This is a genomic window from Halobacillus seohaensis (assembly GCF_042663045.1).
Classification (GTDB): Bacteria; Bacillota; Bacilli; order Bacillales; family Halobacillaceae; genus Halobacillus_A; species Halobacillus_A seohaensis.
Genome location: NZ_JBHSZV010000067.1, coordinates 1 through 13,750, shown reverse-complemented (window position 1 = coordinate 13,750; position 13,750 = coordinate 1). Strand labels below are relative to the sequence as shown.

Genomic DNA, 13,750 nt, shown 5'->3' with positions numbered 1-13,750 from the left:
ATTCTTTCAAAAGAAACCCTGATCTCAGATGCACTGGGATCAGGGTTTCTTTCATTTTATATATTATTCTACTTGCAGGAACCCTTCCAATAGTTGACGAGTTTCGTTTTCTGCAATAGTCCTAAAGTCAATACACACTTGATCATCTTGAAGTCGTGTGACGATAACCGGGGAACACGCACGCAACTTAGAAGCTAGTTCGTGGGTAGAAAAAACATTATGCGTTACCGTTGCAATATAGGTGGGGAGTTGAACACCTGGCATCGTTCCTCCCCCTATTTGCGATGTACTCTCTTGAATCTCCACATGATAAGAGCTTGTGAGCGATAGAAGTTCATCAGCAAACTTTTCTGCTTGTTCTCTGATTTCTTCTGGTAATCGAGTAATATCCCTTAGGGTTGGAAGTTCTTCCCTAGCCTCTTCGCCTGACAAATAAGTTTTCAATGTTTGTTCTAAGGCGGCCAAGGTCATTTTATCGACCCGCAACACTCTGGCTAATTGGTGTTTTTTTAATTTTTGAATGATCTCTTTTTTACCAGCAATGATTCCCGCTTGTGGTCCACCTAGTAGTTTATCACCACTAAATGAAATGACATCGACACCTGTGTCTATCACTTGTTTGACGACAGGCTCATCACCAATCCCTTGTTCTTTAAAATTATAAAGAGACCCGCTCCCTAAATCCTCATAAAATACAAGTTGATCCTGTTGTTCTTTTAAAGCAACCAGATCTTCAGTATCTACGGATTCCGTAAAACCAACCGTCATAAAATTGCTCGTATGGACTTTCATAATCATCGATGTATCTTCATTGATCGCGTGTTCGTAATCCGTTAAGTGGGTTTTATTTGTGGTACCGACTTCTACTAGTTTTGCACCGCTCTCTTCCATAATAGATGAAATGCGAAACGAACCACCAATTTCAACTAGCTGACCGCGGGATACGATCACCTCTTGATTTTTAGCCAATCCACTTAACACAAGAAATACTGCGGCTGCATTATTATTCACCACCATAGCCGCTTCAGCACCTGTTACCTCTTTAAGTAAATCTTCAATAATATCATGACGTGATCCGCGCTTACCTTCAACCTCCTGATACTCTAAATTTGAATAATTGCGAGCAACGTCAGCTACATGATCCACAGCCTTTTCACTAAGCCGCGCCCGTCCTAAATTCGTATGCAACACAGTTCCTGTCCCGTTAATTACACGGGTTAAACGATCTTTTGTCCATTGACTAACATTGCTTTTTACATTTGTAAAAATAACCTCTTCTATGCCCTTGCTGAAAAAATCTTCAGTTAGATTATCATTTAAAATACGTTCTCGGATATCGCTAATTTCGAGTTGAACGAATCTTGTTAATCGGTCTTTTGTCATATGATAAGTCGTTCGAATGGTTTCAAACTGTTCCGCTTTCTGCAATTCATGAACGGGCGGCAATTGCCGTAAATATTGTTTCATATCTTCAATCCTCCAACTTCATTCACGTCCGGATTCTATAAAGAAAGTGCCCCAGTCATCAATTCATGAGGCACTTTTTGTAAAAGTTATCACTGTTTTTTTATCTTATCGACCATGTGATTTACAGTAGGATATTCTCCTGTTTCAAGCTTTGAAAAGATCTTTTCACCATTCACGCTAACTTCAAATGCTCCTCCCGAACTTGGGATAAGCTCTAAGCTAGTAATATTTGTGCGAAAATGACTAAATAATTGTTCCGCAAAACTTGCGGCTTTAGGTGCATAATTTCACTGCATACAAAATTCAATAACCACTCTATTCATCGCCACTTGATCCTCCTTTATATAATTTAAGATGTGCTGTCGTTTAATTCTTTGCTTTTCCATTTTCGTTTATCATCTAAACGTACTGTATAGGTTAGCTGATCTAGCAATTCTAAAAATGGAATTAAATATTTTCTTGATATATTCAGAGCGTCCTTCGCTTCTTTCAAACTAAATGTATCACCTGTCTCTTCCATTAATATAGAAGCCGACTCATCAACAGCGGTTCTATGAATAAGTAACTCATCTGTTAATCGATACGCTTGATTGGTTTGAATAAGGAAAAAAGGCATTTCACTACATTCATTCTTCGGGATCGCTGTATTCATTAAATACTCGTCCCACTTTTTTACGGCAAGTCCATCTTTTTTCAAGGAATTAATCACTTCTACCATTCTTTGCTTCCATTTTTCAGGTAGGTGAGGCTGAAAGGAAGCGCCGGAAATGAACTGCCCCTCTTTTCGCAATTCCTCTTGTTCCACAAGTGCATTTATGCTGTATTCAATTAAAGATTTAGGATAGACCTCACCAAAAGATTGAACCAGCTCAGCTTTACTTATTCCTAATCTCATTGGAAAATCATGATGGTAGCTTTGTAGCTGTGAAGTTATTTCATCTTTCAATTTAATAAAAATCTTCATCAAACTATATTTTCGCCTGGAAACTTCTAATACATACCCTTGTTCCATTCCTTTGGTAACAGCAGATTCTAGTATGTGCTCATCTAAAGAAGTGTATTGAATCAGTTGTTGAACATCAAGGATCATATGTCTACTCAATACATCTTCAAGCAAATCTTCAGGCGTACTTTCTTTCTTTTGCTGCAACATTTCAATCGTCTCTTGACCAAAGCGGTACTTTCCACCCTTTGGTTGGATCACCCATCCTCCACCAAGGGTTTCGACTGGTGTTGGTCGTCTTATAATGAAGCGATCGCCACGACGAACTACCACATTTTCTTCTAACTTAACCTGGCATAGCACTTCTTCTTTTTCTTGCTTTACTTCATTCCTATCAAAAAATACAATCTTCCCCATCACCTCGGATGTGCCTACATGGATCCTGACTGGTTGCCGCTGTTTTATAGGAATAGAGAGGCTCTCGACAAATTGAAGCGATACATCGATAAGGTCGGTAACTAGGAAGTGATCAGAAGCGACAAGTACATCCCCGCGACTAACTTCTTCTGTGTCAACACCTCCGAGGTTAATCGCTGTCCTTTGCCCTGCTAATGCTCGGTCCTGTTCTTTATGATGAACTTGTATTTGTCTAGCTTTCACCTTATTCCCATTAGGAAGGAGCCGTAGTTGACTTCCTTTTTCCACAATTCCTTCATAAATTGTACCTCTCACAATCGTCCCTTGTCCTTGAACAGTAAAAACTTGATCAACAGGTAACCGAAATGAACCGTAAGCATCGCGGCTTTCCACTGTTTTCAATTGGCTTACAATGGTTTGCCTCATATGATCAAGTCCTCTACCTGACAAACTATCCACGTAAACAAACGGATCATCGTGAAAGATTGTTCCTTTTAATCCATCTTTAATATCTTCTGTTACGAGTTCTAACAATTCCTCATCCACACGATCAATCTTTGAAATCGCCACAATACAATGCTCAATCCCAAGGAACTCTAGTATTTCTAAATGTTCTTTCGTTTGTGGCATAACTCCTTCATCCGCCGCAATAACAAGAACGACTAAGTCAATCCCAGCAACACCAGCAATCATTTGCCGGATAAACCGCTCATGTCCTGGAACATCAACAATGGAAATATTAATACCTTCTTCTATTTGTAAAGGTGCATAACCAAGTTCAATTGAAATATTTCTTTCTTTCTCTTCTTTTAAACGGTCTGTATCGACATGACTCAACGCTTTAGTGAGTGATGTTTTTCCATGATCAATATGTCCTGCCATTCCGATTGTAAAGTACGTGTCATTCATTAGCGCGTCACCTGCTTTTAGTTTACATAGTACTTATATCTTAATAAGGAACGATCTGGTGTTCAAGTTAATCGATCTACAATTGACTACTTATTTTCAGGCTGTCTTTAATCTTGTTGTTGATTTTATCACAAAAAATATTGATGTCTTTATTAGGTAAGTTGCTTCTCTTATTTCATTAACGGTCCCGATTGTTGAATAACAAGAAAGTCCGTTTGCCGTATGGAGTTTGGGAGGGCAGGGAAAACAGATCGCTTTCCCCACCGCCCCTTTCTCCACACAATCAGCCCAGAATAGAGTTTTCAAAAATCCTGTTTGATGATGGAATAAACTTCTTCCTCAAACCGGGCAAAGATATCAACATTAACGTTTAACATAGTCTACTTTTAAAATATAGAGTCATTTGCTTGATCTCAAAATCTAAATTTGTGTATAATGTAAATTGTCCTATTATGGGGTTGGATGGGTGACTGGTGTCCTCCTGGGTCTTCAAAACCCTGAGGGAGGCGCGTGCCGTCTCCGGTAGGTTCGATTCCTACACAGTCCCGCCATACATAAGAAGAACGCATGTAACCCAGATAGCAAAGTCAAGAGATCGTCTTACTTAGACGATCTTTTTATTTATCTATTGGCCATCAGGAGAAACTAGTTATTTCCCCTATCCATTTGATTTCGCAGACTAACTAGAGGATGATAAACAATGAAGGTATTACTAGCATCACCCAATTTTCATCAACCGCGAGGAAATACTGTGACCGTCCAACGAATTGCCAATGGGTTAAAAAATTTAGCCGTTGAAACAGAAATTATTTCAACAACTGAAGAGGCATCCTGGACCTCATTTCCTCAAGCTGATCTTATTCATGGATTTCACGCCTATCACTTTTATAAATTCATGGAAAAGTTGGATAAGAAGCCAGACCCTTATATGGTAACGATAACGGGCACTGACTTAAATCATGATTTGTTTGATCCACAAAAAAGGAAAGATGTTTTTGCCTCTCTACATGGCGCTCAAGCTATCCATGTTTTTGATGACAAGGCAAAAACCGTTATAACCAATGAATTGCCCGAAATAAAAGACAAAATATTTACCATTGCCCAAGGGAACAGTGATTTTCCCGATCAGAATCCTCACATTCAAAAGGAGGAAAATACGATCCTTTTTGTTCTGCCTGCAGGGATAAGAAGGATTAAGGATGTACCCGCAGCCATTCATAGTTTGCAAAGACTTCATATTAAATACCCAAATATCCGACTCTGGTTGGTCGGTCCCATCATTGAATATGATGAAGGCGATGATGTAAAAGAACTTATTTCTGAACATCAAGAATGGGTTAGTTATATAGGACAAGTACCACACGCAAAGATGGGCTCTATTTATCAACAAGCTGATGTTGTCCTCAATACGTCTTATTCAGAAGGACAGTCTTCAGCTATCATCGAAGCCATGAGTTATGGGATCCCTGTCTTAGTATCCAATAACGCAGGAAACCGCAGCCTTGTCTCCCATAAAAAAACAGGGTTTGTATATGACACCCAAAACGAATTTCTTGATTATAGTGAGCAAATCATAAATAATAACAAGATAAAACAAGGAATCGGGCAACAGGCTAAACAATACATTGCCACCAATCATTCAAGCACCTATGAATCTGAAGCATTCTTAGCGATTTACAATCAGATTCTTAAAAAATAACGGTAATGATTGCGACTCCATTCCCCATGTTTTTAGAGCTTATTCTCAGAGCAATCTTTTATAAGAAAAAGGAGGGTGTGAACATGTCTAGTCAAGAAAACGTAAAGTTAACTTCCCTATCTAGTAAAGGTGGTTGAGGATGCAAAATTGGTCCTGAAGACCTGACGCAAGTTTTGCGTCATTTACCAAAGTCCGTAAATGATCCGAATTTACTCGTTGGTTTAGATACATCCGATGATGCCGGTGTTTATAAAATTAATGACGAAACCGCACTTGTTCAAACATTAGATTATTTCACTCCAATTGTTGATGACCCTTATATGTTTGGCCAGATTGGGGCTGCAAACGCTCTAAGTGATGTCTATGCCATGGGGGGTAAACCAATCACTGTCATGAATATCGTTGGATTTCCAATCGGAACACTAGATAAAAGTATTCTAGCTGATATCCTAGCAGGCGCTTCTGACAAAGTAAGTGAATCTGGTGCAACATTAGTCGGCGGCCATTCAATTGACGATCAAGAGCCAAAGTTCGGCTTGTCCGTAACAGGTACGATTCATCCTGAACATATTCGAACGAATACTGGTGCAAAGCCTGGCGACCGACTAATCCTGACTAAACCGATTGGAGTTGGCATTTTAACAACAGCCATTAAAAAAGATCTTCTCAACCAAGAGGATCTAGACGAAGTGATGGATGTTATGGCTACATTGAACAAAAAAGCTGCTGAAATCATGTCAGATTACACGGTTCATGCCTGCACAGACGTAACCGGTTTTGGACTCCTTGGCCATACGTTAGAGATAGCCAAAGGAAGTCAAGTTGGAGTTACGGTAACAAGCAAGAATGTCCCCGTCTTATCGAAAGCAAGAGAACTTGCTGAACAAAATGTAATTCCAGGCGGTACACGACAAAATCACCAATGGCTGTCAGCAAATATTGATTATGACACGAGCATTAATGAAATTGACCAGCTCATTCTATGTGATGCCGTAACATCTGGTGGACTTCTTATTTCCGTCCCAGAGGTTGAGGCTGAATCATTACAAAAAGCACTGCAAGACCAACAAGTAAACTCTTCGATCATTGGAGAAGTTACCGGTGAGAACCCGGATCGAATTAAAGTAATATAAAATAAGGACTCTACTAGAGTCCTTATTTTATGATATCCAGAAGTAAATATAGTCTACTCTCGCACAATTTTATAGTAAAAATGGGGTATAAATATGAAAAAACAGGTATTCTTAATACTTACACTAAGTATGGCTTTTCTATTATCAGCGTGCGGAACTGATGAAGAACATGCAGAAGATAATGATACGTTTACGATCGGTGTCATTCCAGCGCAAACCGAAGGATCCATGGACACTGCTATGGATCAGTTACAGTCAATCCTTAATGAGCAGCTGAATCGAGAAGTTACCATTGAAGTTTATCCCGATTATAATGGAGTCGTGGAGGCGATGAATTACGATAAAATTAACATGGCTTTTCTAGGACCGTTAACTTATGTTGTGGCCCATGAAAAAAGTGGGGCCAAAGCAATTCTTACTCAGTTAATTGATGGTGAGCCTTATTATCGCTCTTATATGATTACCCACCGTGATCAATCATGGAGTTCTTTAGACGATTTATTAACGGAACCAGCAGATGTGAATTTTGCTTTTGGAGATCAAAATTCAACCTCAGGCTCCCTGATCCCATCCATTGAACTACAAGAACGCGGTGTATTTCAAACAGAACAGGACAACCAATTTAATTCTGTCCGGTACACAGGATCACACGATGCCTCCGCATTAGCTGTTCAAAATCAGCAAGTAGATGCTGCAGCAATCGATAGTGCGATTTATCATCAATTAGTTGACTCTGGAAAAATTGATGGTCAACAATTGAAGGTCATTTGGGAATCGGACAAACTATTTCAATACCCATGGGCCGTTCACAAAGATACAGATGAAGAAACAATTCAAAAATTGCAAGAATCCTTCCTAGCTATTGAAGATCAAGAAATTCTTGATGCTTTTGGTGCATCAGGGTTCACTAAAGCAAGCAACGAAGACTATGAGAACATTAAACAAGCAGCCCTTAAACAAGGAATTATTAAAGATTAGAGTTGATCAAGGTGTGGTTTAGAAAACGCAACATTTTAACATTTATACTACTCATCCTATTTATATATATTAGTATGAAACTAACTGAATTTGACTTAACAAAATTTAGCAACTTTCGTAATATGATTGATTTCATGTCGCAATGGTTTCCCGTCAACTATTCCAATCTTCCCGATGTATTAAGGGATACACTCGAAACGTTAGCCATGGCATTTCTAGGTAGCCTTTTCGGTTTAGTACTTGCCTTGCCTTTAAGTTTCGCGGCTGCTCGTAATACAGCACCTTCACGCTTTATCTATCAATTTTCTCGAGTGTTTTTAAGCATTGTGCGCTCTATTCCAGAAATCGTGTTTGGACTAATTTTATTAACTTCACTCGGACTTGGTCCCTTCCCAGCTGTTTTAGCCATCATGTTTCATAATATTGGAGTGTTCGGAAAATTAATTTCGGAGCTCATTGAAGCAGCTGATCCAGGTCCTCAAGAAGCGATGAAAGCTGTAGGGGCAACATCCTGGCTCGCTTCCCTGTTTAGTATATTGCCACAAATTTGGCCTAATGTCCTTTCCCATTATTTTTACCGATTTGAAGTGGCCATTCGTACTTCACTCATTTTAGGCTTTATAGGCGGCGGTGGTATTGGTCAGCGATTATTTAACGATTTCAAAACCTTTCAATACCCATCCGTTTCACTCGACGTAATCGTCATAATGATTATGGTCATCGTCGTTGACTTCTTCGGCAGCTATGTCCGAAACAGGGTGATCTAAATGTAACGTCCATACTTCACGTTTATAGGATAAGGGAGGCAAACCATATGATTGACATAAAAAAAGTGTCCGTTCGTTATCGAGGAACAACAGAGGACGCACTCTCTGACATCAATTTATCATTCAAAAAAGGTGACTTTATTTGCATACTCGGGAAAAGTGGTGCCGGGAAATCAACATTCATCAGGACTATTAATGGCTTACAAACACCAACAATCGGTGAAATTCACCTAGATGGCTTGCAAATATCTAACAAAAATGAAAAACAATTACGTATCGTCAGACGGGAAATGGGAATGGTATTCCAACATTTCAACCTTATTCCCCGTTTAACTGTTATACAGAACGTTCTGACAGGTAAATTTGGATACCGCAATAATTTTAAAAGCTTAATCGGTTGGTTTACTCCAGGTGAACTAGAACATGCAGAACGTGTTATTTCCGATATGGGACTTTCCAAACTACGAGATCGGAGAGTTGAACATTTAAGTGGTGGACAAAAACAGAGGGTTGGTATTGCGCGTGCCCTTATACAACAACCGAAAATATTACTTGGGGATGAACCAGTGGCTAGTCTTGACCCCGGAACGTCAAATGAAATTTTTGCTTTACTCAAGGAATTACACAATCGGTTAGAATTACTTACGATCATTAATGTACATGATATTGACCTTGCTAAACGATATGCAACACGAATCCTGTCACTAAAAGATGGAGAAATTATTTTTGACGGTAGTCCGGACGAATTCACTGAAGATGACTATCAGAAGACCTACCATTCCACCAAGCCGTCTCACGTTTAACTACAAGGTTTTCTACAAGGAGGAATTATCATGAAGAACAGTCCATGAGTAGTAAATTTCTCAAGGGTCGTGTACGACTCTAACGATGCAAGTATTATAACTTCTATTCAAGATGAAACCCAAAAATCTGTAGTCTTAACTTTTGACGATGGCCCAAGCAAGGTTTTACCAGAGATCTTAGACGTCTTAAATTTAGATAACGTCCCTGCCGTCTTCTTCTGGCAATCCCGTCTTTTATATTCAAAAAGACCATGGAAAAGAGTACTAGCCGAAGGACACATAATTGCATCACACACAACGAAACACCCTAACTTAACAAAGCTTTCATATCATGAACAATACAAAGAAATAGAAAAAAGTCTCAATAAAATTGAAAGCATCATAGATAGTAAAGTGAACTATTTCCGTCCCCCATTTGGTCAATATAATGCGGACACAATCAAAGCTGTAAAACAACTAAATTTAACCCCCATTATGTGGCGAATCGCTAGCCTGGATTGGGAGTTAAAAGATGACCGTCAGCAAATCATTACAAATATTACCGACCATTTAGAAGACGGAGCTATTATTCTACTACATGAACTTAAACAAACATTGGATGTATTACCCGATTTAATAGCAGCCATTAGAGAAAAAGGTTATAACTTTACGACTTTATAGAAAAAGAAGGCGTCCCTCTATTAAAAAGGAGACGCCTTCTTTTTTGATTATTCTTTAGGATTGAGCAAATTCTGCTACTTTTTCTTCTGGAGCAAAGCCAACAGAACGTTCCACTTCTTCCCCATCTTTAATAAGAATTAAAGATGGAATGCTTTGAATTCCGAATTGTTGAGCTAAATCTTGTGATTTGTCTACATCAACGTAGTAAAAATCAACATGATCAAGCTGTTCATCCACGCTTGAGACCACCGGCCCCAATTGACGACAGCCTGGTCACCAGTCTGCGCCAAATTCAAGTACCATTGGTTGACTCATATTCTTTGTAGCCTCTACATATTCTTCTGAAGTAATCGGTTTCGTCATTTCAATACCTCCTTATTGTTTCTCTACTATCATTTCATTTTAGGTTAAGATTATCCAAAGAATCATTATGTTCCGGGAATGTAACAACCTTCCGGACCACAAACCATACCATCCTCTAACTGAGCTTCTTCTTGTTTCTCTTTTTCAAGTTGCTTTTTCTGCCACTCTATATCAATGGTTGGAGAAAATTTCTCAGGATAACGAATATACCAACGCTGCTTTCGAATTAGAAAGTTTTCTTGGTCAAGAACTAAAGCTTCATCAAGTTCTTGTATTGCCTTGTCCTTTTTCCCATTATTAGCATATTCCACGCCTAGTTTAAACTTAGTCTCTGCAAGCTGCTTTTCTAAGTCACTTGCACCGCTCTGAGGTTGATAATAAACATCATCAAATTCGACCTTTTCTAATTGATGTCGAATCAGTTTCTCTAAAGCTTGAACATGTTCTTGTTCATTAACTTTAAACCCTTGTTTAATTAAGCGTACGGTTCCATCTTCATCAATAAAGATTCCATTTGGAACAACTTTAAACCCAAAATAGTTACCTAGTTTATTTTCCTCATCTACCACTGTTTTAAACGTAGTATTTTCAATATAAGGCTTCACAACATCAGGGCCTTGTACATCGACAGCTACGGAGAGAATCTCAAAATTCTCATCCTTATGTTCATTATAAAAAGATTGCCATCCAGGCAATTGTTCACGGCATCTTCACCAAGAAGCCCACATAAAGATCAAGGTTTGTTTCCCTTTATAATCCTCGATTGATACTTCATTTCCATCCGTATCCTTTAAATTAAAGTTAGGCATTTTTTCCATCAACAAAGTTATCATCCTCCTTTTTTTATTATTATAAATAAACAAGAACGTTTTCAAAAGTATTTTGTTTTAAGGTTCGATCAGTATGATAATTTTCTGAGATTTTAGAAATTAAATTAAAGACACATCTAACTTGTTTATCTATACCTTTTTTGAGATAATAAGTAGTATTGAAATAGACCGAACATACATAAGGAGGAGCCGTTACATGTCAAATGCAGGCCCTAATTCTAAACTAAAAATCTTCTCATTAAGATCTAACGAACCGCTTGCTGAAGAAATTGCCACTAATATGGAATTGGACTTAGGTAAGTGTTCAGTTTCCCAATTCAGCGATGGAGAATTACAAATCAATATAGAGGAAAGCGTTAGAGGTAGTGATGTTTTCGTAATTCAATCTACGAGTGAACCTGTTAACCAAAACATCATGGAATTGTTAATTATGATTGATGCATTAAAACGGGCATCAGCAGCATCGATTAATGTTGTTATTCCCTACTATGGCTACGCTCGACAAGACCGTAAAGCAGATGCCAGACAACCAATTACGGCTAAACTTGTAGCCGATTTGATTGAAGAGGCAGGTGCCACTAGAGTCATTTCTATCGATATTCATGCACCACAAGTGCAAGGTTTCTTCAATATTCCGGTTGATTTATTGCTAAGTATGCCTATACTATCCAAATACTTTATTGAAAAAAATCTAGAAGATATTGTCGTTGTTTCACCGGATCACGGAAGTGTTAAAAGGGCTAGACAACTGGCCGATCGCTTAAAAACAGACATTGCCATTATTGATAAACGAAGCCCACGCGGCGACTTCCCTGGTGAAACTAATATTGTTGGCGACATTGAAGGTAAGACAGCTATTTTAATTGATGATATAGTCGACACAGGCACAAGAATTACAAGTGGAACAAAGGCATTGTTAGAAAAAGGCGCCAAGGACGTTTACGCCTGCAGTACGCACCCTGTTCTTTCCGGACCAGCCATTGACCGCATAGAAGAGTCCGAAGTGAAAGAATTGATTGTAACTAATAGTATTTCACTACCTGAAGAAAAAAGAATTGAGAAAATAACTCAACTGACCATTGCACCACTAGTAAGCGAAGCTATTAAACGAGTGCATAATGAAGAACCTGTTAGTCCGTTGTTTGACTAATTAAGAATCACTTAAAAAAGTCCCTTCCGTTTTCAAAGCGGAAGGGACTTTTTAGTTCTTAATTTCCAATTTTCAATGAAATTATCTCTCCTTATTCTGGAGTATTGTTTGCTCCTCTAGTTTAAATGAATTTGGGATAGTTCACGAAGACAATGCGAAGGAAATTGCAAGACTCCTAGTGGAAACGAGCGATCCGAGGCCTAGTCAGCCCGTTTTCCACAGGGAGTCTCGTGAATTCCCTTCCTATCAATGCCATCGGAGAAGTAACATAAAGGCTTATCCGGGAGGCAAATACAACAACTATAGATTCAATTTTTTGTAATGCTAATCAATGATTCTAACATGACTACGTCGCATGCGCTAATATCATTTAAAATCAAGCATTTAAAATAACTAATATTCGGAAAGAAGATAATTTCACATTATTGAAATCACCTTCTTTACAGTTAATTAACGATTTAAATCCTCTTAAATAAAAGCGTCTGTTTCTTACTATATCTATTAGTTGTTATTTTCTTCAGCAGCCATTGCATCTTGTTTCGTTTCATGAATAGTACCAAATGGATGCTCAGGCGGCGCATAGGTCGTATAAAGTTTAAGCGGTTTTGCCCCCGTATTCGTTAAATTGTGCCATTTACCAGCCGGCACCATGATTGCATAATCATCATAAACTTTTTCTTCAAAGTCTAATCGATCCTTCCTATCACCCATTTGAACCAATCCTTGCCCCTTTTCAACACGTAAAAATTGATCAACTGTAGGATGAACTTCTAAACCAATATCTTCCCCAGCATCAATATTCATCAAGGTCACTTGCAAATTATTACCTGTCCATAAAGCGGTACGAAACGTACTGTTTTGCTTAGTAGCTTTCTCGATATTCACAACAAATGGTTTTGTTCCATAGTCTTTTAATTCAATTCTGTCTTTCTCATTTGATGATAAAAAATCAAATCGTTCAGCATGCTCCGCCTCGTCATTACAAACCCTCAAAAATAGATCCTGAAATGGTGAATATTGACTAAGTAAATAACCTTTACGATACTCTTCATAACCAGCTATTTCCGCTTCATAAGCCTTTTGTAATCCCTCTGTATAAGAGTTAAATGTCATTTGGTCAATTTCATACACAGGACGTTTTCCAGTAAGCGAAATGTATAGATCAGTAAATTGGCTCAAATGAGATTTTTCATCATCTAAAGTATGAAAAATAGCATCTTTATGCGTTTGAGTTGGTGCAAAGTTTGCTAATCGACTATAAAAATCAACAGCTTTAGCTTTTCCTTGTATTCCACCAAATATGGCTTCAGATATTTGTTGACTGTTTCTTTCCATAAAGTCTGAGTTATACATTGGTGCGTTTACATAATAAGGATATGGATACATATTAGGAACATAGTTCACCTTAATCATTCCCCTTCACAGGTTTATAAAGTCATCCTATGCACTATGCTTAGAAGAGTGTAATTCGGGTTATGGTGTCTTCCTACTATAGGCTTTTAATAGATTAAATAGAATTGGAATTTAACTTACAATTCTTCACACAAAAAAGCAAGCCTTAGAATATTCCTAAGGCTTGCTTTCGTTCATGTGGCAGCGTCCTACTCTCACGGGGATCGACCCGACTACCA

Annotated in this window: 13 protein-coding genes, 1 tRNA gene and 1 pseudogene; 8 read left to right on the top strand and 7 right to left on the bottom strand. The window is 38.4% G+C overall.

Annotated elements, in window-relative coordinates; translation table 11 throughout:
• Window positions 1-63 precede the first annotated feature (63 nt).
• From selA to selB, 3 genes and pseudogenes are all read right to left on the bottom strand, one after another.
• Entirely contained in the window at window positions 64-1,467 is a 1,404-nt protein-coding gene (selA, locus tag ACFQIC_RS20640) for an L-seryl-tRNA(Sec) selenium transferase (protein WP_204711217.1), read from the bottom strand.
• Window positions 1,468-1,556: 89 nt separating this feature from the next.
• A pseudogene (locus ACFQIC_RS20635) lies at window positions 1,557-1,742 on the bottom strand (Rdx family protein); the annotation flags it as partial.
• A 74-nt stretch (window positions 1,743-1,816) separates the two neighbouring features.
• Complete coding sequence (selB, locus tag ACFQIC_RS20630; RefSeq protein WP_204711215.1) at window positions 1,817-3,736, bottom strand: selenocysteine-specific translation elongation factor; 1,920 nt, start codon at window positions 3,734-3,736, stop codon at window positions 1,817-1,819.
• Window positions 3,737-4,190: 454 nt separating this feature from the next.
• On the opposite strand from selB, the gene ACFQIC_RS20625 reads away from it, so the two are divergent.
• The 7 genes from ACFQIC_RS20625 (at window position 4,191) to ACFQIC_RS20595 (ending at window position 9,776) form a co-directional block, all read left to right on the top strand.
• Window positions 4,191-4,287: transfer RNA gene (locus ACFQIC_RS20625), tRNA-Sec, on the top strand.
• Window positions 4,288-4,436: 149 nt separating this feature from the next.
• Complete coding sequence (locus ACFQIC_RS20620; protein ID WP_204711213.1) at window positions 4,437-5,435, top strand: glycosyltransferase; 999 nt, start codon at window positions 4,437-4,439, stop codon at window positions 5,433-5,435.
• Window positions 5,436-5,518: 83 nt separating this feature from the next.
• Window positions 5,519-6,568, top strand: a complete 1,050-nt coding sequence (gene selD, locus ACFQIC_RS20615) for a selenide, water dikinase SelD (RefSeq protein ID WP_204711211.1) — start codon at window positions 5,519-5,521, stop codon at window positions 6,566-6,568.
• A gap of 93 nt (window positions 6,569-6,661) precedes the next feature.
• Window positions 6,662-7,546, top strand: a complete 885-nt coding sequence (phnD, locus tag ACFQIC_RS20610; protein ID WP_204711209.1) for a phosphate/phosphite/phosphonate ABC transporter substrate-binding protein — start codon at window positions 6,662-6,664, stop codon at window positions 7,544-7,546.
• Between the two features lie 11 nt (window positions 7,547-7,557).
• Window positions 7,558-8,313 (top strand): phosphonate ABC transporter, permease protein PhnE, encoded by a 756-nt coding sequence (gene phnE / locus ACFQIC_RS20605; protein ID WP_204711208.1) that lies wholly within the window; start codon window positions 7,558-7,560, stop codon window positions 8,311-8,313.
• A gap of 47 nt (window positions 8,314-8,360) precedes the next feature.
• Window positions 8,361-9,116 carry a phosphonate ABC transporter ATP-binding protein gene (phnC, locus tag ACFQIC_RS20600; RefSeq protein WP_204711207.1) on the top strand — a complete coding sequence of 252 codons (756 nt, stop codon included), beginning with the start codon at window positions 8,361-8,363 and terminating at the stop codon, window positions 9,114-9,116.
• Between the two features lie 69 nt (window positions 9,117-9,185).
• Complete coding sequence (locus tag ACFQIC_RS20595; RefSeq protein ID WP_390217828.1) at window positions 9,186-9,776, top strand: polysaccharide deacetylase family protein; 591 nt, start codon at window positions 9,186-9,188, stop codon at window positions 9,774-9,776.
• A gap of 54 nt (window positions 9,777-9,830) precedes the next feature.
• Here ACFQIC_RS20595 and ACFQIC_RS20590 read toward each other — a convergent pair whose 3' ends face one another.
• From ACFQIC_RS20590 to ACFQIC_RS20580, 3 genes are all read right to left on the bottom strand, one after another.
• Complete coding sequence (locus ACFQIC_RS20590) at window positions 9,831-10,034, bottom strand: thioredoxin family protein (protein WP_390217826.1); 204 nt, start codon at window positions 10,032-10,034, stop codon at window positions 9,831-9,833.
• Window positions 10,035-10,204: 170 nt separating this feature from the next.
• Window positions 10,205-10,834: a thioredoxin family protein gene (locus tag ACFQIC_RS20585; protein ID WP_204711205.1), complete on the bottom strand. Its 630-nt coding sequence runs from the start codon at window positions 10,832-10,834 to the stop codon at window positions 10,205-10,207.
• 15 nt (window positions 10,835-10,849) lie between these two features.
• Window positions 10,850-10,957, bottom strand: coding sequence for a peroxiredoxin family protein (locus ACFQIC_RS20580; RefSeq protein ID WP_390217850.1), 108 nt, complete (start codon window positions 10,955-10,957; stop codon window positions 10,850-10,852).
• A gap of 208 nt (window positions 10,958-11,165) precedes the next feature.
• On the opposite strand from ACFQIC_RS20580, the gene ACFQIC_RS20575 reads away from it, so the two are divergent.
• Complete coding sequence (locus ACFQIC_RS20575) at window positions 11,166-12,119, top strand: ribose-phosphate diphosphokinase (protein ID WP_204711203.1); 954 nt, start codon at window positions 11,166-11,168, stop codon at window positions 12,117-12,119.
• A 501-nt stretch (window positions 12,120-12,620) separates the two neighbouring features.
• Here the strand turns inward: ACFQIC_RS20575 and ACFQIC_RS20570 are convergent.
• Window positions 12,621-13,523, bottom strand: a complete 903-nt coding sequence (locus tag ACFQIC_RS20570; RefSeq protein ID WP_390217824.1) for a cupin domain-containing protein — start codon at window positions 13,521-13,523, stop codon at window positions 12,621-12,623.
• Window positions 13,524-13,750 lie beyond the last annotated feature (227 nt).